At 70.7% G+C, this 21,647-nt stretch carries 23 protein-coding genes; 8 read left to right on the top strand and 15 right to left on the bottom strand.

Annotated elements, in window-relative coordinates; translation table 11 throughout:
• Position 1 precedes the first annotated feature (1 nt).
• Positions 2–1,174 carry an SfnB family sulfur acquisition oxidoreductase gene (locus ACFLIM_RS07870; RefSeq protein ID WP_393163499.1) on the top strand — a complete coding sequence of 391 codons (1,173 nt, stop codon included), beginning with the start codon at positions 2–4 and terminating at the stop codon, positions 1,172–1,174.
• Positions 1,171–2,571 (top strand): LLM class flavin-dependent oxidoreductase, encoded by a 1,401-nt coding sequence (locus ACFLIM_RS07865; protein ID WP_393163497.1) that lies wholly within the window; start codon positions 1,171–1,173, stop codon positions 2,569–2,571. Before ACFLIM_RS07870 ends, ACFLIM_RS07865 begins: the two co-directional genes overlap by 4 nt.
• Here ACFLIM_RS07865 and ACFLIM_RS07860 read toward each other — a convergent pair.
• Positions 2,523–3,812 (bottom strand): FAD-binding oxidoreductase, encoded by a 1,290-nt coding sequence (locus ACFLIM_RS07860; RefSeq protein ID WP_393163494.1) that lies wholly within the window; start codon positions 3,810–3,812, stop codon positions 2,523–2,525. The genes ACFLIM_RS07865 and ACFLIM_RS07860 overlap by 49 nt on opposite strands.
• Before the next feature lie 255 nt (positions 3,813–4,067).
• Here ACFLIM_RS07860 and ACFLIM_RS07855 point away from each other — a divergent pair, with 255 nt between their 5' ends.
• Positions 4,068–5,075, top strand: coding sequence for an ABC transporter substrate-binding protein (locus ACFLIM_RS07855; protein ID WP_393163492.1), 1,008 nt, complete (start codon positions 4,068–4,070; stop codon positions 5,073–5,075).
• Here the strand turns inward: ACFLIM_RS07855 and ACFLIM_RS07850 are convergent.
• The 5 genes from ACFLIM_RS07850 to ACFLIM_RS07830 form a co-directional block, all read right to left on the bottom strand.
• Positions 5,068–5,550, bottom strand: a complete 483-nt coding sequence (locus ACFLIM_RS07850; RefSeq protein ID WP_393163489.1) for a metallophosphoesterase family protein — start codon at positions 5,548–5,550, stop codon at positions 5,068–5,070. The genes ACFLIM_RS07855 and ACFLIM_RS07850 overlap by 8 nt on opposite strands.
• 28 nt (positions 5,551–5,578) lie before the next feature.
• Positions 5,579–6,295 carry an SRPBCC family protein gene (locus tag ACFLIM_RS07845; RefSeq protein WP_393163487.1) on the bottom strand — a complete coding sequence of 239 codons (717 nt, stop codon included), beginning with the start codon at positions 6,293–6,295 and terminating at the stop codon, positions 5,579–5,581.
• A gap of 2 nt (positions 6,296–6,297) precedes the next feature.
• Entirely contained in the window at positions 6,298–6,936 is a 639-nt protein-coding gene (locus tag ACFLIM_RS07840; RefSeq protein ID WP_393163484.1) for an ArsR/SmtB family transcription factor, read from the bottom strand.
• 32 nt (positions 6,937–6,968) lie between these two features.
• On the bottom strand, positions 6,969–8,189 hold the full coding sequence (locus tag ACFLIM_RS07835; protein WP_393164041.1) for an RNA polymerase sigma factor: 1,221 nt from the start codon (positions 8,187–8,189) through the stop codon (positions 6,969–6,971).
• Between the two features lie 68 nt (positions 8,190–8,257).
• The gene (locus ACFLIM_RS07830) at positions 8,258–8,593 is read right to left on the bottom strand and encodes a YciI family protein (RefSeq protein WP_393164040.1); all 336 of its coding nucleotides are present in this window, start codon (positions 8,591–8,593) and stop codon (positions 8,258–8,260) included.
• A gap of 386 nt (positions 8,594–8,979) precedes the next feature.
• On the opposite strand from ACFLIM_RS07830, the gene ACFLIM_RS07825 reads away from it, so the two are divergent.
• Both ACFLIM_RS07825 and ACFLIM_RS07820 read left to right on the top strand, forming a co-directional pair.
• Positions 8,980–11,181 carry a rhamnogalacturonan lyase family protein gene (locus ACFLIM_RS07825; protein WP_393163482.1) on the top strand — a complete coding sequence of 734 codons (2,202 nt, stop codon included), beginning with the start codon at positions 8,980–8,982 and terminating at the stop codon, positions 11,179–11,181.
• 498 nt (positions 11,182–11,679) lie between these two features.
• Positions 11,680–12,852 (top strand): winged helix DNA-binding domain-containing protein, encoded by a 1,173-nt coding sequence (locus tag ACFLIM_RS07820; protein ID WP_393163479.1) that lies wholly within the window; start codon positions 11,680–11,682, stop codon positions 12,850–12,852.
• Here ACFLIM_RS07820 and ACFLIM_RS07815 read toward each other — a convergent pair.
• Together ACFLIM_RS07815 and ACFLIM_RS07810 are read right to left on the bottom strand one after the other, a co-directional pair.
• Positions 12,830–12,988: a hypothetical protein gene (locus ACFLIM_RS07815; protein WP_393163477.1), complete on the bottom strand. Its 159-nt coding sequence runs from the start codon at positions 12,986–12,988 to the stop codon at positions 12,830–12,832. The two genes, ACFLIM_RS07820 and ACFLIM_RS07815, sit on opposite strands and share 23 nt — an antisense overlap.
• Positions 12,985–13,998, bottom strand: coding sequence for a hypothetical protein (locus ACFLIM_RS07810; protein WP_393163475.1), 1,014 nt, complete (start codon positions 13,996–13,998; stop codon positions 12,985–12,987). The genes ACFLIM_RS07815 and ACFLIM_RS07810 overlap by 4 nt, the downstream gene beginning before the upstream one ends.
• 180 nt (positions 13,999–14,178) lie before the next feature.
• On the opposite strand from ACFLIM_RS07810, the gene ACFLIM_RS07805 reads away from it, so the two are divergent.
• The 3 genes from ACFLIM_RS07805 to ACFLIM_RS07795 are packed head-to-tail and all read left to right on the top strand — an operon-like array spanning position 14,179 to position 15,801.
• On the top strand, positions 14,179–14,577 hold the full coding sequence (locus tag ACFLIM_RS07805; protein ID WP_393163473.1) for a helix-turn-helix domain-containing protein: 399 nt from the start codon (positions 14,179–14,181) through the stop codon (positions 14,575–14,577).
• Between the two features lie 8 nt (positions 14,578–14,585).
• Positions 14,586–15,458 carry an alpha/beta fold hydrolase gene (locus ACFLIM_RS07800; protein WP_393163471.1) on the top strand — a complete coding sequence of 291 codons (873 nt, stop codon included), beginning with the start codon at positions 14,586–14,588 and terminating at the stop codon, positions 15,456–15,458.
• The gene (locus ACFLIM_RS07795; protein ID WP_393163469.1) at positions 15,451–15,801 is read left to right on the top strand and encodes a DUF4180 domain-containing protein; all 351 of its coding nucleotides are present in this window, start codon (positions 15,451–15,453) and stop codon (positions 15,799–15,801) included. Before ACFLIM_RS07800 ends, ACFLIM_RS07795 begins: the two co-directional genes overlap by 8 nt.
• Before the next feature lie 18 nt (positions 15,802–15,819).
• On the opposite strand, the gene ACFLIM_RS07790 is transcribed toward ACFLIM_RS07795, so the two are convergent.
• From ACFLIM_RS07790 to ACFLIM_RS07760, 7 genes are all read right to left on the bottom strand, one after another.
• Complete coding sequence (locus ACFLIM_RS07790; RefSeq protein ID WP_393163467.1) at positions 15,820–16,599, bottom strand: TetR/AcrR family transcriptional regulator; 780 nt, start codon at positions 16,597–16,599, stop codon at positions 15,820–15,822.
• Between the two features lie 43 nt (positions 16,600–16,642).
• Positions 16,643–17,485 (bottom strand): LLM class flavin-dependent oxidoreductase, encoded by an 843-nt coding sequence (locus tag ACFLIM_RS07785; RefSeq protein WP_393163465.1) that lies wholly within the window; start codon positions 17,483–17,485, stop codon positions 16,643–16,645.
• Between the two features lie 126 nt (positions 17,486–17,611).
• A complete protein-coding gene (locus ACFLIM_RS07780; protein WP_393163463.1) occupies positions 17,612–17,980 on the bottom strand; it encodes a hypothetical protein in 369 nt (122 codons plus the stop codon).
• A 154-nt stretch (positions 17,981–18,134) separates the two neighbouring features.
• A complete protein-coding gene (locus ACFLIM_RS07775; RefSeq protein WP_393163461.1) occupies positions 18,135–18,914 on the bottom strand; it encodes an alpha/beta fold hydrolase in 780 nt (259 codons plus the stop codon).
• A gap of 66 nt (positions 18,915–18,980) precedes the next feature.
• The gene (locus ACFLIM_RS07770; RefSeq protein WP_393163458.1) at positions 18,981–19,115 is read right to left on the bottom strand and encodes a hypothetical protein; all 135 of its coding nucleotides are present in this window, start codon (positions 19,113–19,115) and stop codon (positions 18,981–18,983) included.
• A 192-nt stretch (positions 19,116–19,307) separates the two neighbouring features.
• Positions 19,308–19,937 carry a GNAT family N-acetyltransferase gene (locus ACFLIM_RS07765; protein ID WP_393163456.1) on the bottom strand — a complete coding sequence of 210 codons (630 nt, stop codon included), beginning with the start codon at positions 19,935–19,937 and terminating at the stop codon, positions 19,308–19,310.
• A gap of 80 nt (positions 19,938–20,017) precedes the next feature.
• Entirely contained in the window at positions 20,018–21,595 is a 1,578-nt protein-coding gene (locus ACFLIM_RS07760) for an LLM class flavin-dependent oxidoreductase (RefSeq protein WP_393163454.1), read from the bottom strand.
• Positions 21,596–21,647: the final 52 nt, after the last annotated feature.

Here is a 21,647-nt window from a genome sequence, read left to right as displayed (position 1 = left end):
CGTGACACATGTGATCAAGACCGACGAGGAGGCCGTCGAGGTCGCCCGCGACCTGGCCCGCGACTTCGCCCAGGGGGCGGCGCGACGCGACGCCGAACGCATCCTGCCGGTGGCGGAGATCGCGGCGCTGTCCGAGAGCGGCCTGCTCGGCATCACCGTGCCCGCCGCGCACGGCGGCGCGGGCGTGCGCACCGCGACGCTCGGCGCCGTCATCAGGCTGCTGTCGGCGGCCGACGGCAGCATCGGGCAGATCCCGCAGAACCACTTCTGGTACGTCGACTCCATCCGGGAGCACGGCACCCCCGCCCAGCAGGCGTTCTTCTACGCCGAGGTGCTCAGGGGCCGTCAGCTCGGCAACGCCGCCGTGGACGGCCGCGGCCCCGACGGCACCCGCGAGCGCGCCCGGCTGCGGCCGCACGACGAGGGTTTCCTCATCTCGGGCCGCAAGATCTACTCGACCGGCGCGCTGTTCGCTCACTGGATCCCCGTGATCGCTCTGGACGCCGACGACCTGCACCACACCGCGTTCGTGCCCCGCGACACGCCCGGGCTGACGGTCGTGGACGACTGGGACGGCATCGGTCAGCGCACGACGGCGAGCGGGACGGTCGTGCTGGAGGACGTGTACGTGCCCGCGGACCGGGTGATGCCGGGCCGCCGGGACGGGGTGAGCACGTTCCGCAGCTTCGGCCTGCTCATCCACGCGGCCATCGACACCGGCATCGCCGAAGGCGCGCTCGCCGACGCCGCCGCCTTCCTGCGCGGCTACACCAAGGGCGGCTGGCCGGGCAACGAGGCGACGAAGGTGGTAGAGGATCCCGTGGTCGTCCAGCGCTTCGGGGAGCTGGCCGTGCTCACCCGCGCCGCCCGGGCCCTGCTGGAAAGCGCCGGGGACGCCATCGACCGCGCCCGCGCCAACCCGTTGGAGTCCGTGGTGGACGAGGCGGCCGTGGCGATGGCCGCCGCCCGCGCGCAGGCCGACCGGGCCGCCCTGCGGGTGACCAGCGAGTGGTACGAGCTCGCCGGGGCCAGCGCCGCCCTGCGCCCGCTCAACCTCGACCGGCACTGGCGCAACGCCCGCACGCACACCGTGCACGATCCGCGCCGGGCGAAGGTGCACGACGTCGGCAACTACCACCTCAACGGCATCGCCCCCAGGAGCTTTCCACGATGAGCCGCCTCATCCACTTCAACCTGTTCGAGATGAACTGCGTCGGCCACATCCAGCACGGCCTGTGGACCCACCCCGACAACAACCGCCACCGCTACACCGACCTCAACTACTGGACGGACCTGGCCAAACTCCTCGAACGCGGCCTGTTCGACGCCGTCTTCCTGGCCGACGTGGTCGGCGCCTACGACCGCTACCGGGGCGGGCCCGAGACCGCGATCCGCGAGGCGGTGCAGATCCCGGCCAACGACCCGCTGCTGGTGGTGCCCGCGATGGCGGCCGTGACGCGGCATCTGGGGTTCGCGGTGACGTTCTCGACCACGTACGAGCCGCCGTTCTCGCACGCCCGCCGCATGTCCACCCTGGACCACCTCACCAAGGGCCGGGTGGCGTGGAACGTCGTCACCTCCTACCTGCGCAGCGCCGCCCGCAACTTCGGGCTCGACGACGAGATCGAGCACGACCTGCGCTACGAGATCGCCGAGGAGTATCTGGAGGTCGTCTACAAGTTGTGGGAGGGCAGCTGGGAGGACGACGCCGTGGTGCGCGACCGGGAACGCGCCGTCTACACCGACCCGGCCAAGGTGCACGCCATCGACCACGACGGCAAGCACTTCAGGGTCGCCGGGCCGCACCTGTCGGAGCCGTCGCCGCAACGTACCCCGGTCATCTACCAGGCGGGCAACTCCGAACGCGGCAAGGACTTCGCCGCCAGGCACGCCGAGGCGATCTTCACCGGCGCGCCGTCCCTGGAGGCGCTGCGCGAGGAGATCGCCGACATCCGCCGCCGGGCCGCCGCGCACGGCCGCGACCCCGACCACGTCAAGGTCTTCCCGGGGGCCTCGGTCATCGTGGCCAGGACCCAGCAGGAGGTGGACGCCAAGCTCGCCGACCTGCGGCGGCACATCAGGCCCGAGGGGTTCCTGGCGCAGCGGGGGAGCGGCATCGACCTGGCGGCGTACCCGCCGGACGAGCTGATCGACGACATCGTGGCGCGCGGCGGCGACTTCACCGAGCGGGCCGTGCGCCCGCTGGTCGGGCGCGGGTTGCGGGTGCGGGACGTGCTGGAGTCGGTGGGCGCCATCGGCCGGGGCCCGTTCTTCGTGGCGGGCACCCCGCAGCACGTGGCGGACGAGATCGAGCGCTGGGCGGACGAGACCGGCGCCAGCGGCTTCAACCTGATGCAGTACCTGTCACCCGGGACCGCGGAGGACTTCATCGAGCTGGTGGTGCCCGAGCTGCAACGCCGGGGCCGCTACCGCACGGAGTACACCGACACCACCCTCCGCGAGCGGCTGCTCGGCCCCGGCATTCACCGCCTCCCCGGCACCCATCCCGGAGCCGCGTTCCGTCACGCGGAGACGACGTGGCCGACGCGGAAGAATCCGTCCGGGTCGTAGGCCCGCTTGACCTCCCGCAGCCGCCGGTAGTCCGCCGCGTCGTAGGCCTCGGCCGTTCTGGACGGGTCGGCCAGGAAGTTCAGGAACGTCCCGCCGTTGGCGTGCGGGCGCAGCGCCTCGGCCAGCCCCGGCACCGGCGTGTCCACGATGACCGACAGCTTCGTGCTCCGGTGGCTGACCGGGCCGGCGTCCGGGCCGGGGCGGCCCATCGCCCCGCCCCAGTGCCGGATCTCGATGGTCTGGGCCTGCTCCGCCGCCCGTACCAGCGTGCCGATCACCTCGTCGGGCACCGCGTCGAACATGTCCATGTGCCGGTTCGGCGTGCCGCCCATGGCCGTGGCCGCGTACGTGGCCGGGCGGGTCTCGTCCAGCAGCGCCGGGCCCGCCGCCCGCCACAGCGGCGCGAGCAGCCGCCTGGCCTCCGCCGCCTCGCCGGCGTGCACGACCTTGACCATCACCACGTGCCTGCCGCGCACCGGCTCGGGGACCTGCTCGTCATCGGGCATGCGCTTGAGCACGACGGCGGTGCTGATCTCGTCGGGAGCGTGCTCGATCCAGCTCCGGTACGCGCCCAGCGTCTCGGCCGCCGCCTCGATCGGGAAGTACGCGAACCCCGAGTACACCCGCGAGACCGGATACAGCCGGAACTCCAGCGAGGTGACCACCCCGAACCCGCCGCCACCCCCGCGCAGCGCCCAGAACAGCTCCGGATGCTGGTTGGAACTGGCCGTGACCTTCCTGCCGTCCGCCAGCACGACCTCGGCCCGCACCACGCTGTCGGCGGCGAACCCGTGCTTGCGGGCCAGCCAGCCCAGGCCGCCGCCGAGCGTGTACCCGGTGACGCCGACGGAAGGCGACGAGCCCGACAGCGGCGCCAGCCCTGACGGCGCGGCGGCGGCGATCACCTCGCCCCACCGCGCGCCCGGTCCCACCCGCGCGACCTGGCGGGCCGGGTCCACCAGCACCGACGCCATCGGGGACGTCCTGACCAGGATGCCGTCGTCGGATGGGGCGTGCGTGCCGTGCCCGGTCGCCTGCACCGCGAACGGCACCCCGTGCCGCCGCGCCGCCAGCAGCGCCGCCCGTACGTCCGAGACCCCGTAGGCCTCGGCCACCACCGCCGGCCGGGAGTCCACGGCGGGGTTCATCGAACGGCGCAGTTCTTCGTATCTCGCCTCACCCGGCCGGTGCACGGTCCCGGGAAGCAGGATCTCGTCCTGGATGCGGTACGGCTGGCTCATGTCTCTGCCCTTCTCTGCGGTGATCTGAGATCACTGTGCTGGAGGGCGCTTACGACTTGTTTCCTGTCGTCTTACCGTCGCCCTTAAGGACTTCAGGATCTTCCGGCCACCCGCGGCGGGCATCCACCGGCCGTCGCCGCCTCCGGTACGCCATCGGTCGTATGATCCGCCGCCCGGCGTACCCCCTCGGGCTACCAAGTTAGGTAAGGCTAATCTAATATGCCGTCGAGAAGCCTTGCATAACGAGGAGCATCCATGGCCACTGTCCCGCGACGTTCCCTGATCGCCATCGGCGTCGCCGCCGTGATCGGCGTCAGCGCCTGCGGCGGGACGGCGTCGCCGCCGTCCTCCGCCGCGCAGGGCCCCTGGACCTGGACCGACGACCGCGGCAAGAACGTCTCGCTCCCGCAGCGGCCGCGCCGCGTCGTCGCCCAGTCGGGGGCGGCGGCCGCGCTGTGGGACTTCGGCGTGCGGCCCGTCGCTGTGTTCGGCCCGCACCGGCTCAAGGACGGCGGCCGCGACCCGGAGGTGGGCGAGGTCGACATCACCAAGGTCGAGTCGATCGGGAACGTGTGGGGGGAGTTCAACGTCGAGAAGTACGCCTCGCTCCAGCCCGACCTGCTGGTGGCCGGCATGTACCAGAAGGACACGCTCTGGTACGTCCCCGAAGAATCCGCCGCGGCGGTCGACCAGATCGCGCCTTCGGTCGGCGTGCAGCTCAGCGGCAAGCCCCTGGTGGAGATCATCGAGAAGTACGGCCGGCTGGCCGTCGCGCTCGGCGCGGACCCCGAGGCGGCGCCCGTGGTCGAGGCCAGGAACCGCTTCGACGCGGCCGGCGCGGCGCTCAAGACGCTCGCCGCCGCCAAGCCCGACCTCAAAGTCATGATCGTCACCGGTACGCACGAGTCCCTGTACGTCGCCTACCTGCCGGATCATCCCGACATCAAGTACTGGGGAGAACTGGGCCTGAACATCGTCTACCCGCCCAGGCCGACCGAGCGTGAAGGCGGCTTCTGGGAGATGCTGAGCTGGGAGAACGCCGACAAGTACGAGGCCGACGTGATCCTCGTGGACGCGCGCTCGCAGTCGATGAAGATCGAGGAGATGGCCAGGAAGCCGACCTGGGCCATGCTCCCGGCGGTCAAGGCGGGCCAGCTCTACCCGTGGCACGCGGCCGAGCGATACAGCTACCTCGGGTACGCCAAGGTCATGGAGGAGCTCAAGGCCAACCTCGAGAAGTCGCGCGACGACGTCGTCAGGTGACGGGCACGATCTCGGCCCGGGTGAGGGCGCCGCGTTCGATGGTGAGCAGGCCCAGCGTGCCGTGCGGCTGGCGGCGGCGGTCGGTGGGAGAGCCCGGATTGAAGATGCGCAGGCCGTCGCCCGACTCGTCGAGCGGGATGTGCGAGTGGCCGAAGACCACCAGGTCCGCGTGCGGGAACCGGCGCCGCAGGCGGGCCAGCCGCCCCTTGGCCGGGCCGCTGTCGTGGATCATGCCGATCCGCAGCTCGTCCAGGGTCAGCTCCAGGGTCTCCGGCGCCACCACGTCCGGGCCGTCGTTGTTGCCCTTGACGACGTGAACGGGCGCGTACGCGGCCAACTCCTCGATCACCGCGGCCACGCAGACGTCTCCCGCGTGCAGGATGACGTCCGCGCCGCGCAGGTGCTCGGCCACTCTGGGCGGGCACGACCGCCAGCGCATGGGCGCGTGCGTGTCGGACAACGCGACGACGTTCACGCCGTCGTCCTGCCCGATCGGGGACAGCTCACGCGTACAGCTCGTCCAGCCAGGCCCGCCAGAGCGGCCCCTGGTCGTCGCCGCCCCCGAACAGCAGGTGTGCGGCGATCATGGAACCGTGGAACCCCTGGAGGAAACGGTAGATCGCGTCGCCGGTGCGGATGCCGACGGTCTGGGAGTTGTGGAAGTAGACGACCCCTTCGACCTGGCCGGGGCCGAACCGTACCCGGTCGCCCGGTGACGGCGGGCCGCCGAGCTCGGCGTACAGGATCTCCCAGGCGCGCGCCCAGTCGTGGACGGGCGGCCCGAACTCCGTGACCGGCGTGGCGACCCGGCCGGCGAAGTGGCCGAGGTATTCGACCAGCGTCGCGAAGTACATCGCCAGGCCCTCGGACATGGCCTCGAACTCGTCCTGCCAGTCGTCGCCGGGCAGGAAGCCGCTGGTCACCATGCGTACCTGCGTGCTGCCCCGGCCGCGCCCCTCGATGAGGAACTCGTAGGCGACGAAACGCCCGTCGTCGGTCTTGTCGCTGCTGTGGGCGAAACGCCGCAGCGGCTCGGCGGCGGTCACCGCGGAATCGGGCATGGGGAACTCGCCGAACATGGTGCGTACGACTCCGTTCGCGATGTCGTTGCGCCCGATGAACCACGAGTCGATGCCAGGCCCCGTCGAGATCGCCTCCCACACCTCCTCGGGAGTGGCCTCGACCAGGGCCTCCTGGGGAAGCTCGAACTCCTGCCCCACGTCTAGCGCTCCTTCTCCGTCGCGGACTCGGCGATGTTAGGAGTCGTCGCGGACCCGGCGATATTAGAAACGGCTGGGTGTACGGCGACGACCAGCCGATGATCGCGCCCGCCTTCGGCCGATTCATCGTGATATTTGCTGACCAGTGACGTCACGCAGTCCGCCAGCTCCTCCGCGAACGCCGCCCGATCGGCCGCCGACGCGAAACGTACCTCGCCGTCGATGGCGAACGTCGCCACCCGCTGCTGCGCCTTGGCGGCCCCGGTGATCAGGGTGCCGACATCGCGTACGAGCCGCGCCGCCAGCGCCAGCAACCAGCGGGCCGACAGCCGGTCGGGGGAGCGGGCGGGGTTGGGCTGCACGGAGGCCAGCGCGGTCGGGGAGATCACGAAGGACGCGGCGGTGGCCTGCATCACGCGTTCGGTGACGTTGCCCTTCCTGCGTTCCTCGACCAGCTCGACCAGGCCGTGGCGCTCCAGGGTGCGCAGATGGTAGTTGACCTTCTGCCTGGCCAGGCCGACCTTGTTGGCCAGGGACGTGGCGGAGCCGGGTTCGACCAGCTCGGCCAGCAGTTTCGACCGCATGGGATCGAGTGACGCCTCGGCTGCCGCGGGGTCCTCGATCACCGCCACTTCGTACATGGTTTGAACGATGGCACCGAAAAAAATCATTGTCAAGACAGTCTGGCTGCTCGGCTCTCGAGGTAGTGCTGTTCGGGAATGCTCGTGGTACGCCGGGCCGCCTCCCGGTATTCCGCTGCCGCCGCCTGCGTGTCACCGTCCATCTCCAGCAGGTGGGCGCGTACCGAGGCCAGCCGGTGATGCCCCGACATGCGCTGGTCGGCGGCCAGGCGTTCGAGCAGGTCGAGAGCGGCGCGCGGCCCGCGTACCATGGCGACGGCCACCGCCTGGTTGAGCATGATCACGGGGTTGTCCTCCATGCCGGACAACACGTTGTAGAGGGCCAGGATCTGCGGCCAGTCGGTGTCCTCGGCGGCAGGCGCCTCGTCGTGCACGGCCGCGATGGCCGCCTGCAGTTGGTAGGGGCCGATGGCGGTGGTGGACAACGCCTTGGTGACCAGCTCGACGCCCTCCTCGATGAGCCGCCGGTCCCACAGGCCGCGGTCCTGCTCGTCGAGCGGGATCAGCCGCCCGTCCGGCCCGGTGCGCGCGGGCCGCCGCGCCTCGGTGAGCAGCATGAGCGCCAGCAACCCGGCGACCTCCCCATCATCGGGCAGCAGCCGCCGCACGGCCCTGGCCAGCCGGATCGCCTCACCCGTCAGCTCGGTCCTGAGCAGCTCGGGCCCGGAGGTGGCGGTGTAACCCTCGTTGAAGATCAGATACAGCACGTGCAGCACCACGCGCAGCCGGTCGGCCCGCTCGCCCTCGGGCGGCATCCGGAACGGCACCCCGGTGGTCTTGATGCGCTGCTTGGCCCGGCTGATGCGCTGCGCCATCGTCGCCTCCGGCACCAGGAACGCGCTGGCGATCTGCGCCGTCGTCAACCCGCCCACCGCCCGCAGGGTGAGCGCGAGCTGCGACGGTTGCGACAGGGAAGGATGGCAGCACAGGAAGAGCAACGTGAGCGTGTCATCGTGATCGCCCGGCCGCTCCTCGTCGGCCGCCGGAGCCGCGGCGTCCTCGGCCGCCACGCTCTCCTCCCTGCGCCTGCGCGCGTGCTCACTCCGGATCTGGTCGATGACCCGGCGCGCGGCCACGGTGATCAGCCAACCCCGCGGATTACCCGGCAGTCCCTGCTCCGGCCACTGCACGGCGGCGTCGAGCATCGCCTCCTGCACGGCGTCCTCGCACGCGTCGAACTGCTCGTAACGCCGTACGAGCGCACCCAGCACCTGCGGCGCCAGCCCGCGCAGCAGCTCCTCGACCTCACCCACGCCGACCCGCCGCCAATGACCGTCCGCGCCTCCGACGCCGGCACCTGGCCGATGACCTTCAGCCTCGCTCACGCCGACACCTCGTTGATGACCGGCCGCACCTCCATCGCACACAGCCGCGCGTCCGGCCAGCGAGCCGCGATCTCGGTGGCCCGCTCGACACTGTCACAATCCACGACCAGATAGCCCGCCAGATATTCCTTGGCCTCCAGGAATGGGCCGTCGGTGATCGCGGGCACGCCGTCGCGCACCTTCACCGTCCTGGCGCTATGGGGACCGTCGAGCGCCTGCCCACCGGCCAGCTCACCGGTCTGGCTCAGCTCCTTCATCAGCGCGTCGACCTCGGCCATGATGTCATCGCCGATCGCCTGCTGGGCTGCGGGGTTGGTGTAGATCATCAGCATGTATTTCACGGAAGTCATCCTAAAGGCACGGTGATTCCGGCAAAGGGGAAAGTCCCAGCTCAGCCAATGGAGAAGCGGCACTGCTGAACTCGGCGCGTGTCCCGACGACAGGAGATCGCCGACGTGGCGATCAGGCTCCTCGCCACGGAAGGCCTACGCAGCCCGACCAACCGCGCCGTCGACCGGGTCCCCGTCACCTGGTAGCACGCTCCGGGTTCGGTGTCGTGAAAATTTCAGCGGGTCCCCGGGTTGGATCCCCGCGCTGAGCTGAAACGTTTTAAACGATCTTGTAGCGGTCGACTGGCGGGTTTTGACAGCGCCGGTATCAGATTCTTACGGTCTTGACGCAACCTCCTCGCAGCTACCCTCACGCCGGGACGGGACTGATGATGAAACGTTCAAACGCTTCGGGAGCGCGCATCGGCGCGGTGGCCGCCATGGTCGGCCTGGCCGTCTCCGGGGTGATCACCACCCAGTTACCCGCCTCGGCCGCCGTGGCGTGCGCGATCGACTACTCCGTGGCCACGCAGTGGTTCGGCGGCTTCACCGGCGGCGTGACCATCCGCAACCTCGGGGACGCGGTCAACGGCTGGCGCCTGACCTGGTCCTTCAGCGCCGGCCAGCAGGTCACCCAGGCGTGGAACGCCACCGCCGCGCAGAGCGGGGCCGACGTGACGGTGACGGACGCGGGCTACAACGCGGCGATTCCCTCGGGGGGCAGCGCGGCGTTCGGCTTCAACGCCACCTGGAACAACTCCACCAACCCCGCCCCTGCCGCCTTCGCCCTGAACGGCGTCCCCTGCACCGGCACCCCGGGCACCCCGACCGCCACGCCCACGGTGACTCCCACGGTCACGCCGACGACGCCTCCCGCCGGGGCCAAACAAGCCGAAGACCTGGACCGCGGCCTGATCAGCGTCCGTTCCGGCAGCGGCAACCTGGTCTCCTGGCGGCTCCTGGGCACCGAGTCCCGTGACACGTCCTTCAACGTCTACCGCGGCGGCACCCGCGTCGCCTCCGTCACCAACTCCACGAACTACCTGGACGCGGGCGCCGCCGCCGACGCCTCGTACACCGTCCGCCCGGTGACCGGCGGCACGGAGGGCGGGGCCTCGGAGACCTCGCTCCGGTTCGCGAACGGCTACCTCGACGTGCCCATCACCCCTCCCACCAGCGGTCACGCGGCGAACGACGCCAGCGTCGGCGACCTGGACGGCGACGGCCGCCTCGACCTCGTCCTCAAGTGGGAGCCGACCAACGCCAAGGACAACTCCCAGGCGGGCGTCACCGGCGAGGTCTACATCGAAGGGATCAAGCTCGACGGCACCCGCCTGTGGCGGATCAACCTGGGCCGTAACATCCGCGCCGGCGCTCACTACACCCAGTTCCAGGTGTACGACTACGACGGGGACGGCAGGGCCGAGGTCGCCATGAAGACCGCGGACGCCACGGTGGACGGGCGCGGCACCGTCATCGGCAACGCGAGCGCCGACTACCGCAACGCCGACGGGTACGTCCTGAGCGGCCCCGAGTACCTCACCATGTTCAACGGCCAGACCGGCGCCGCGATGTCCACGGTCAGCTACGACCCGCCCCGGGGCACGGTGTCGAGCTGGGGCGACTCCTACGGCAACCGGGTGGACCGCTTCCTGGCCGGCACCGCTTACCTCGACGGCGCGCGTCCCTCGCTGATCATGTCGCGCGGCTACTACACGCGTACCGTGATCGCCGCGTGGGACTTCCGCAACGGGACGCTGACCAAGCGGTGGACCTTCGACTCCAACAGCGCGGGCAGCCAGTACACCGGCCAGGGCAACCACCAGCTCTCGATCGCCGACGTGGACCAGGACGGCAGGGACGAGATCGTCTTCGGCGCGATGGCGATCAACGACACCGGCGCCCCGCTCTGGAACACCGGCAACGGCCACGGCGACGCCATGCACGTCGGCGATCTCGTCCCCTCGCGGCCCGGGCTCGAGGAGTTCAAGGTGGACGAGGACGGCAGCAAGCCCAGCTCCTGGATGGCCGACGCGCGCACCGGCCAGCTCCTGTGGTCGACGCCCGCCTCCGGCGACAACGGCAGGGGCGTGTCCGGCGACATCTGGGCGGGCAGCCCCGGAGCCGAGTCCTGGTCGGCCGCCGACACCACGCTGCGCAGCACCACCGGCGCCGCGCTCGGCCGCGAACCCGGCTCGATCAACTTCCTGGCCTGGTGGGACGCCGACCCGGTCCGGGAGCTGCTGGACGCCACCCACCTCGACAAGTACGGCACGAGCGCCGACACCAGGCTCCTGACCGGCTCGAACGTCCACAGCAACAACGGCACCAAGGCCACGCCGTCGTTGTCCGGTGACCTGTTGGGGGACTGGCGCGAGGAGGTCGTCTGGCCCACCACCGACAACCGCGCCCTCCGCATCTACGCCTCGCCCGTCGTCACCACCCTCAAGATCCACACCCTGCTCCACGACCCCCAGTACCGGGTGGCCCTGGCCTGGCAGAACACCGCCTACAACCAACCGCCGCACCCGAGCTTCTTCATAGGCGACGGCATGAGTACCCCACCCCAGCCCAAGGTGTACGTGAGATGAGCTGAGACCCAGCTGCGCACCGCCTGCCAGCTCTGGGTCTTGGCGGCTCGGGTCTCTGGCCGCGCACTCCGCGTGCGTCGCCGCGGTCCTGGGACGGCATTGATGCCGGTCTCCTCAGGGCCGCGTGCCGCACCACGACCGCCCGGCCGGAAAACGAGAGGAACAGAAGCAACGAAGCCGCCATGCCTGGCGGCCACCCGGTCGAGCGCGGGGTGGTAGCTCCGGGCGACGAACCGCCAGATGGCGGGATGCATCGCGCCCAGCCGGTACGCGCCGGTCAGGGACCAGGAGTAGGCCTGGAGCCGGGCCCTTCGCCAGCGCTGACGGGGGGTGAGCGGGCCTAGGGAGGGACTTAGGCGGGTCATGACGGGTGAGACTAGTGAACGCGGATGAAAGATCGCTTTATGTCTGCTTACATCATCTAATCGCATGCGCCGACTAATGCGGCACCATCCATTCCGCATCGGCCTCTACTGTGGGTCGCGTACGGAGGAGGACGTGGTGATCGAACTATCGTGGCCCCAGGTCAGCGCCAGGCGGCTGCAACGGGCGGGGCTGGGCGCGAGTGCCGGACAGGCGGACGCAGGCGCGACGCCTTCAGGGCCGGAGGCGGAAGGCGCGACGCCGGAGGCGGTTGTGGCGGCCATGTGCGGGGCGCACGCTCAGGTGATGTCGGCCGCCGAGGCGTCCATCGGGTTGCGGCTCGACGGCGTCACCCGGGCCCACGTGCGCGAGGCGCTGTGGAGCGAGCGCAGCCTGGTCAAGACGCACGGGCCGCGTGGCACCGTACATGTGCTGCCCGCCCGCGACCTGCCGATGTGGGTGAGCGCGATGTCGTCGGTGCCTCCGGGGCACAACGCCTTTCCCGAGTACATCAGGATGACGGCCGAGCAGGCCGACCAGGTGGTGGCGGCCATCCGCGAGGTGCTGACCGGGGCCGAGATGACGATCGACGAGCTGAGCGACGCGGTCGTGGCCGCCACCGGGCCGTGGGCGGGGGAGCTGGTCATGCCCGCGTTCCAGACCATGTGGCCGCGCTGGCGGCAGGTGATGCACGTGGCCGCGCACCGGGGTGCGTTCGTCTTCGGGCCGGTCAGAGGACGCAAGGTCACCTACACCGCCGCGCCGGACGCGCCGCCGGTGCGGGACGGGCTCCTGGGGCTGGTCAGGAGCTATCTGTGGGCGTACGGGCCCGCGACGCCCGAGCAGTTCGCGCAGTGGGCCGGGGGGCCGGTGCGGTGGGCGGCCGGGGCTTTCAAGGGGATGGAACTGGAGGAGGTGCTGTTCGAGGGGAAGCGGGCCTGGGTGCTCGCGGGCGATACGGCGGTGCCCGAAGATCGGCCTCGGGGGGTGCGGCTGTTGCCGTACTTCGACGCCTATGTGGTGGCGGGGCGGCCGCGTGAGCTGCTGTACCCGGGCGCGGCGGCGGCGCGGGCGCTGGCGGGCGGGCAGGCGGGGAACTTCCCCGTGCTGCTCGTGGACGGGGACGTGAGCGGAGTCTGGCACCAGCGAAGATCAGGCAACAAGATCGACATCACGGTGGAGCCGCTCCGCGATCTCACCCCAGCGCAGCTGCGGGAGCTCGATGAGCAGGTGGAACGGGTGGGCGAGGTGATGGAGGGCCGCCCACGGCTGACCATCGGCCCGGTCAAAGTGGGCCCACACGCCTGACCGTGAGCTCCGTGCCCGCGATCGTCTGCGCGATCCGCAGGTCCGCCCCGGCCATGACCGTGTGCGCCGCGGCCGGAGTGGCGCCCGCCAGCACCAGCAGGACGACGAGGCAGAAGACCAGGGGCCGAGCTCTCATGCCTCGTCGGCGCCGACCGCGTTGGGCAGGAACAACGCGCCGAGGGCCAGCCCGATCAGCCCGGCGATGATGGGCGCGCCGGTCCACAACTCGGGTACGTCGGGCAGCCCGCCGCCCGTCGCCGACGCGACCCCGATGTACAACGACCAAGTGGCGAAGGCTGACAACCCGGCGAACGCCCAGTAGGCGCCGCGGCGCGCGGCCGACGGGCGCAACCACCGGATCAGCAGGTCGCTCACGAGGCCCGCGGCCACGAACGTCAGCAGGATCGGCACGTTCCTGAAGGCCGTCTGCGCTCCCGGCATCAGCACCGCCACCGCGTACATGACGGTCACGGCGCCGAAGGGCAGGCGCCAGCGGCGGGCCAGCAGCAACACGGGGGCCAGCAGGACGACGTTGGTGACGACCATCGCCGTGGCGAGCCGGTCGGGACTCGGGCCGCCGGGAGAGTCGATGGAGGAGTACGCCTCGACGATGTGCGTCGAGCCGTACTGCATGGCGTCCCCGTACGAGAGGAACAGCGACACCAGCGTGGTGGCGAACGCGAGCCCGACCAGCGCGGGGAGCAGGCGGCCGAGGGACGGTCGCGGGCCCACGTCGGGGGCGTTCCAGGCGGAGCGGAGCGGTGTGGTGATGATGAGCATCATCGTCACGATCAGCCCGAGATGGGATGGGCTGAACAGGATGTCGATGGTCGTCTCGATGCCGAGGAAGGTGTGCCACATCATGTCGGCGACTCCGAAGGCGGCGAACGCGGGCACCGCCACGAGCCCGGCCAGATAGCCCGTGGGCACCGCCGCCAGCCCTTGTCTGCCGGTGCGGACGTTGCGCCACACCTGCCAGATGATCCACCCGGAGACCGCGGCGAACCCCGAGTAGAACGCCGCGTGCCACGGCGTGAAGAACGTCTCCAGTTCGGTCAGGTTGCTGTGGGCCCACGCGTCGATCATCAGTCCGACGCCGAACCAGATCCCCAGCAGTGCCGTGACCAGGTCCGTACGGGGTGACACCCACCCGCGTGGCTCCCCCGAGTCCGCCAGTAATCGCCGTAGGCCGGCATTCGTCATGGCCACCTCAAAGCTCCCTTCGGTCCATTTGAATCTACTCAAAACGGGCGGAAGGCGGGGAGGTGTTATAGCGATCCCTATCTTCCCTAAGACTCCCTAAGATGGTGCATAATGGGGAAGGTTATGGAGCAATACACCGTGGAGCAGGCAGCGGGCATCCTGGGGCTGCACGTCAAGACCGTGCGCAACTACGTACGAGATGGGCGGTTGCCCGCCGTGCGGATCGGCAAGCAGTACCGGATCGCCAAGGAGGACCTGGCGGAGTTCGCGGGGCTGCCGGTCGCAAGTCCGGCGCGCCGGCACGCCGAGGTGTCCAGCATCGTGCAGATCGACGGCATCGCCAGGGACGAGATGGACCGGGTCAGCACGATGGTCTTGGGGGGTCTGGCGGGCCGACCGCACGGGCTGCGGGTGGAGTTCGTCTACGACGAGGAGCGTGCGCACCTGAAGATCATCGTGCTGGGCGGGCTGGAGGCGAGCGCACAGGTGTTGCGGATCGTCGACGCGCTGGTGAGGGAGTGAACGAACTTATGAGCGGGATCTACGCGTCGCCGGAAGGGGCGCGGGCCGTCGAACGGCGCTACCGGGAGTTTCTCGGGCGGTGGCCGGTGCCGAGCGAGCACCTGCGGGTGCCGACGGGGCAGGGAGAGACGTTCGTGGTGGCGTGCGGTCCTGCCGGGGCGCCGCCGCTGCTGCTCCTGCACGGGTCGGGCACCAACAGCGCCATGTGGCTGGGCGACGTCGCCAGGTGGGCGCAGCATTTCCGGATATATACGGTTGATCTCATCGGCGAGCCCGGCTTGAGCGCGCCGTCCCGGCCGCCGCTGAGCTCCGGCGCGTACGCGGACTGGCTCGACGAGGTGCTGGCCGGGCTCGGGTTGGAACGGGTCTCGATCGCCGGGGTGTCGCTGGGCGGGTGGATGGCGCTCGATTTCGCCACCCGGTGGCCGGACCGGGTCGAACGGCTGGTGCTGACCTGTCCGAGCGGCATCGGCCACCAGAGGTGGCTGCCGGTGCTGGGCGCGGCGGCGCTGATGCTGCTCGGCGGCGCACGCGGCCGCCGCCGCGCGATGCACCTCATCCTGGGCCCAGCCTCACCATCCGCCCCGGAGGCCGCGCCCATGGCCGGTGAGTTCGCCGAGTACGCACTGCTGATCCACAAGACCTTCCGGCCGCGCCGCGGCAAGTTGCCGATCTTCCCCGACGCGGCCCTGCGCCGGCTGACCATGCCCCTGCTGGTGATCGCCGGAGGCCGGGACCGCCTGCTCGACTCCTACGACACGCGCCGCCGCCTGGCGCGCACCGTACCGGGGGCGGACGTGCGGCTGCTGGCCGAGGCCGGTCACCTGCTCCCCGCCCACACGCAAGAGATCACCGACTTCCTGGAGGCCACCCATGCTTGACGATCGAATCCTCGTGTGCGAGCCGGACGGCCCCCGCCTGCGCGAAGACCGCGACGCGCTCGACCTGATCGGCGAGGCTGGCGCGACCGGCGCCACGTGGGTGGCGGTGCCCGCGGAGCGCTTCCACGAGGACTTCTTCGTCCTGCGCACCGGCGTGGCGGGGGAGATCGCGCAGAAGTTCGTCAACTACCGGGTCGGCCTGGCGGTCGTGGGGGACATCTCCCGATTCACCGCGGCCAGCACAGCGCTGAGCGCCTGGGTGCTCGAATCGAACCGGGGCGGCCACATCTGGTTCGTCCGCGACCTGGAGGAACTGGCGGCCCGATGGTCGGCGCGCGGATGAGAGACTCCCAGAGTATACTCAGCCGGTCTTCATGGCCGCCTCGACGCCGTCGAGCAGCACCGAGAGTCCGACCGTGAACGTCTCGTTGACCCGATGCTCCAGGTACGGCTCATCCTCGCCGGGCACGTCGTCCTCCGACTCCACCCAGGTCACCATGGGGAACCGGGCGGCGAACCCCGGCGCCACCTCCTCCAGCAGGGACGAACGCGCCTGCCACCACTCCTCGTCCGACACCCCGGTCGCCGCCGGGGCCAGCCGCGACTCCGAGATCGTCTTGGCCGCCCCGCGCACGAAGTCGAACAGCAACGACACCACCCCCCGCAGCCGGCCCGGCCCCAGCCCGGTGCCGCGCAGGATCCCGACCACGGTCTCCAGCACCGCGAACTCGTTGGGCCCCAGCACCGGCCGCGCCTGCGACACCTGCAACACCCACGGATGCCGCAGGTAGAAGGCCAGCATGTGCTCGGCCCACGAGGAGACGGCCGGGCGCCAGCCGCCGCTCAGGTCGTATTCGGCGGGCAGCTCCGCCAGTGCCCTGTCGTACATCAGGTCGACGAGCTCGCCCTTGCTCGGCACGTACGTGTAGAGCGCCATCCCCGTGCGGCCGAGCCGCTCGCCCACCCTGCGCATGGACAGCGCCGCCATGCCCTCACGGTCGGCCACGGCGATGGCGGCGTCGACGATCACGTCCACGCTCAGCCCCGGCTTGGGCCCCGGCCGCACCTCGTCCGGCCCGCCGGTGCGCCACAGCAGCGCCATCGAACGTCGTGCGTCACCCTGACCGGCGAAGACGACCAACGCGGAACTCCTTGCGACCCGAACTCTTTACGCCATAAGGATATCAGCGGCCGTCCCGGCGGGAGGCCACGGCGGCGAGCATCTCCCAGGCCGCCTCCGGGTGCAGCGTCTCGTCCGGATCCTCGTTGAACGGATCGAACACGACGGTCTCCGCGCCGAGCAGGCGCAACTGTTCGAGGTCGTCCATGACCTGCTCGATCGTGCCCTCGCCGGCGCGCCGGTCCGCGCTCGTGACCGGCGACCTGGTGATCCGCAGCAGGATCCTGGGTGCGAAGGCGGGCACGGGCCGGTGCTGCTCGTCCGCGATCGTCTTCAGCCGCGGCCATGTCTCGCGCAGCCAGGGGAGCGTGTTCCTGAGCGGGTGCCACGCCTCGCCGAACCGCACCGCCCTGCGCAGCGCCGCGTCGCTGCTCCCGCCCACCCAGACGGGTACGCCGCCGGAACGGTAGTCGCCCTCGTCGGCCCACGCGGCCCGGATGGCGGCGAGGTGCTCATCGGTCAGCCGGCCGCGCCGATCGTAGCGGACCCCGAGCGCCTCGAACTCCTGCCGCGCCCACCCGACCCCCACACCCAGCACCAGCCGGCCGCCGCTGAGGTCGTTGAGGTTGGCCGCCATGCGGGCCACGAGCAGTGGATGCCGGTACGGGACGATGAGCACGGTCGTGCCCAGCGTGATCCGGGAGGTGGCTCCGGCGAGCCAGGCCAGAGTGGTGAACGGCTCGTAGAACGGCGCAGGATACTGCTCGGCGACATCGGGGGTGATCACGACGTGGTCCGACACCATCAGCAGGTCGTATCCGAGCCCTTCGACCGTCAGAGCCCAGCGCCGCAGGATGCCGGGGTCGGTGCCGGGGCCGAAGTTGGGGACGTTCACGCCTAGTCGCACCGGGTCAGGCTATCCAGCGATCATCTCCGCCCGGAAGGCGGGGGCGTCGGGCACGGGCCGGCGCGTCCGGCATGCGCGGTCCCGGCGCCCGTACGGCGGGCACCGGGACAGGCGCGTGGTGGGAGCTCAGTCGACGCCGATGCCGGTTCCGGGGCCGAACCCGTGGCCGGCCCAGTTGCCGTTGCCGCTGGCAGGCCAGTTGCGGTGCGTCCAGTGGTCCTCGCCCCACACCCCCTTGCCGTGGTGGCCGTCCCAGCCCCAGTTCCCGCCCCACCAGGGGTGGCTGTCCTTGCAGCCGGCGGCGCGGGTCCCGGCGAATATCCCGTAGCGGGTGACGAGGTGGTAGGTCGTGTCTTCGTTCACCCCGAGGCCACAGTGGTCCGGGTACCGGTGGTTCCAGTCGGTCCAGGTGTCGGCGGCGGCGGCGCCGGCTGACCCGAAGAGCGCGGCCGCGGCGAGCAGCGCACCGCCGGTGGCGATGAGGCTACTTCTCATGATCTCCCCCTGTAATCACGAAGTGACATCGGCCATCACTATACGTAGCGATCTTGTGGTATTAGTGCAGCGCCACGCACCGTTTCGCCCAACAGGGGGCCGTTGGCCAGCAAATAGGCTCGATCCGTACCGCGATCGCGAGCCCGTGGTGTGATCAGCTCGCCTCGTTGAAGAAATGGGTCAGTACGGGGGCGAGCAAGCTCGCTTCGACGTCGTGGAACCCGCCGGGCAGGCTGCGGTGCAGAGCCCCAGGTACGGCCCGCGCCACGGTCCTGGTGGAGGTGTGCAGGGTCTCCGGGCTGGCCTGGCTGTCGACGAGCAGCGTGGGCACGGCGACGGAGGCGTACCGGTCGGTCCGGGCCGAGCTCGTGATGGTGGTGTCGTACACGAGGGTGTGCGCGATCGCCTCCAGCGCCGGTCGGAACGGCGAGTTGCGCATCCCGGCGATCATCGCGGGCGGGATGCCGACCGCGGCCTGGAACACCTCGACGGCCTCGCCCCGCCGGCCCGCCCGCACCAGCTCGTCGAGGCGGTCGCGCAGCGCGGCCTCGGCGTCGCTCCCGACCGGCGGCGGCTCGAACAGCGCCAGCCCGGCGATCCCCTTCGCGTGCAGGCTCGCTTCGAGGGCGAGCACCGCGCCGGAGGAGTGCCCGAACACGAACGCCGTCCCGCCCGCGTGCTCGACCAGCGCCACGAGGTCCGCGATCTCGCGTTCCACGATCGGTGCGGCGGTTGCGTCACTGTCGCCGCTCTCGCCCCGCCCGCGCCTGTCGTAGGTGTAGACGGTGAAGTCGCGGGCCAGCTCGGCCGCCAGCGCCCCGCTCGGCCCCGCGCCCCGGTAGCACATGGCCCCGTCCACCAGGATGACCGCCGGCCCCTCGCCCACGCGGTCGAAGGCGATGCGGGTGCCGTCGGAGGATGTCACGGTGTTCATGGGTTGTCCCTTTCGCATTGCTGATGACGTCCTACCGACGAATGGGATCGCCCCAGACAGACACCCCTATGACGGTTTAACGGCCCGGAGATAGAACAACAGGGGCCGCAGGTTGCCCTCGGTCTCCAGCCGGAACCCGGCGGCCGGCACCAGGGCGCCCAGCATCTCCTCCGGATCGTGCCGCATGGCCGGGGTCAGCATCCCGGTCAGGCGGTGGGCGAGCGGGTTCAGCGGCGGGCGGGACTCGGCGATCAGCAGCCGGCCGCCGGGCCGCAGGACGCGGGAGCTTTCCGAGGCCCATGCCTGTTACCTCCTTTGGCTGTTCCGTTCAGGTCACCGCATGGCCGGTGGTCCGGTCAACCGCGCCGTACTGACCATCCAGCGCGGCGGTGGTCAGCGACTGGATCCAGTCAGCAGCACTTCCGCCCCCACCGGGTGGAACCCGGCCGCGAGGAAGGCCCGTACGCTGGCCGCGTTGCCCGGCGCCACCTGCGCCCACAAGGGCTCCTGGACGAGGTGGCGGGCGGACCCGGCCAGGATCCGGCCCACCCCATGGCCGCGGTGCTCCGGCTCGACCTCGATCGCGACCTCCCACCGTCCCGCCACCCCGCGCCCCACGGTGAGCAGGCCGCCCCGGCCGGTCCACACACGTACGGAGTCGCGGTACTCGCGGGCCCGCTCCACCCGCGGGTGATCGCTGCCGGTGATCTCTTCCAGCGGGACCGGGGGAGGGCCCTGGAGCGGCTCGGCCAGGCAGAGCATGTCGACGCAGCCGATCCGCCGTGCCGTCTCGTTCGCCAGGGCCAGCAGAAACGGCGGGCCGAGGGGCGCCGACAGGTCGTCGGACGGGAGCCGATCGCGGATCCAGCCCGGCTCGACGTCGGCGAAGATCACGGAGTGGGCGGTGAAGGCGATGACTCCCAGGTCGCGGGGCGACGGCTGCGGCAGGATCGTCACGCTGCCGTCCGCCTCGGGCATCCGTCCGCGCTCAACCCCGGTGAGAAGATCCGCCAGCGTTTCCATGCCTACATTTCAGCATGAATCTACATTGTAAAGGCGCCGGGCCGGGTGTCATTGCGATGTCGCCGGTCGGCGCGAGGCAGCTAGAGGCCATGCCTGGCCAGGGGTTCGACGAGCTCGTGTTCCTCGTACGACAGGTGGGACAACAAACTGTCGGTGAGCAGGTCTACGGTGGTGCGCAGGTCGTCGAGGCCGCCTGGATCCGTGACGAAGGCGACGAGGGCGCGGTCGACTCGTTCGATGACTTTGTGGATGGCTTGATGTTCTTCTTTGAGACGGTCGAGCACGGGTGCGAGGCGGGGGTCCGTGCGGCGTAGCTGGGGGAAGACGAGGGCGTCCTCGGCGGAGTGGTGCATGGTGACGAGGCGGCAGTAGGACTCGCAGTAGGCGCCGAGGGTCCAGTTGTTCTGGCGCATGGTCATGGTGTTGATGTGGGAGCGGGCGGTGCTCGCGTCGATCGTTCCGGCGGCTACCTGGTCGACGAGGTCGCGCAGCTGGGCGAGTTCGCTGCGCAGGTGGTCGTGGACGTCGATGAGGTGCTGGCCGTTGGCCTGCTCCCTGGGGGTGTAACGCCTGCCGGGGTCGGGGCGGGGACCGGTGGGGCGGGTGCTGTCGTCCCACACTCGGATGTCCGTCAGTCGTACGCCGTCGTAGGGGGTCGGCGTGGCGGCCAACTCGGCGCCCCGCGTGCCGGGCTTCGGGGTGGAGGCTGGTGAGGTGCCTGGCTGGGCGGTCTGCCGGCCGGTTGTGGTCTTCGGGGCGGCGTGCTCCGTGGCGGTGGACACGCGGTCGGTGGGTTCGGGGGTGGTGGACGCGCGTTCGGCGGCGACGAGTTCGCGTACCTCTGGGGCGGTTTCCGTGGCGAAGCGCTGGATGCGGTGGGGGTCGTTCACCATGAGCGTGAAGACGCTGATGCCGTGCGTGAGGGCGAGTTCGGCGAGCTGGTCGGTGGGAAGTTCCTGGCCGAGGTTGAGGAGGCGGCGGATGTCGCGGGGCGAGCGGCCCGCTTCGGCGGCGGCCTCGTCGATGATGGCGTTGCCTTCGGCGATCTCGTCGGTGCTCCGGTAACGGGGGAGGGAGGGGAGCCAGCCGTCCGCGAGGCGGCCGGTGAGGCGGAGCATGCGAGGCTTGTACGCGCCGAGCCAGATGCCGATGTCGTGGGCGGGTCGCGGGCCGCGTTCGGCACCGTTGACCTGGTAGTGCTCGCCTTGGTGATGGATGCCGCCTGGGGCGTCGGCGTCCCAGGCCGCGCGGATGATCGCGACGCCTTCCTCCAGCGCGTCCACGGCCTGGCGTGGGGTGAGGTGCGGGGCGCCCATGGAGGCGATGGCGTCCCAGTACCCGCCGGTGCCGAGGGCGAGCTCGAAACGGCCGTGGCTGAGGATGTCGAGGCTGGCGGCGGCCTTGGCGAGCATGGCCGGGGGCCGCAGCGGCAGCGGGTGGACGTTGCCCGCCAGCCGGATCGTCTCCGTACTGGCCGCGACGTAGCTGAGCAGGGTCCAGGTGTCGAGGAGCGTCGGCTGGTAGGGGTGGTCCTGGAAGGTGACGAGGTCGAGTCCGGCGCGTTCGGCGAGCTGGGCGAGGGCCACGACGGCGTCGGCGTGTTGCGTGGACGGCACGAGGTTGGCGCTGAAGAGCAGGTCGTGGCCGTAGTCGGGCATGAGTGGCTCCTTGGGTTGCGCTGTGCCGCGGGCCGTTAGTTTGCAGTGCGAA

This window comes from Nonomuraea marmarensis (assembly GCF_043197025.1).
Taxonomy (GTDB): Bacteria; Actinomycetota; Actinomycetes; order Streptosporangiales; family Streptosporangiaceae; genus Nonomuraea; species Nonomuraea marmarensis.
This window is presented reverse-complemented; position numbering and strand designations above follow the sequence as displayed.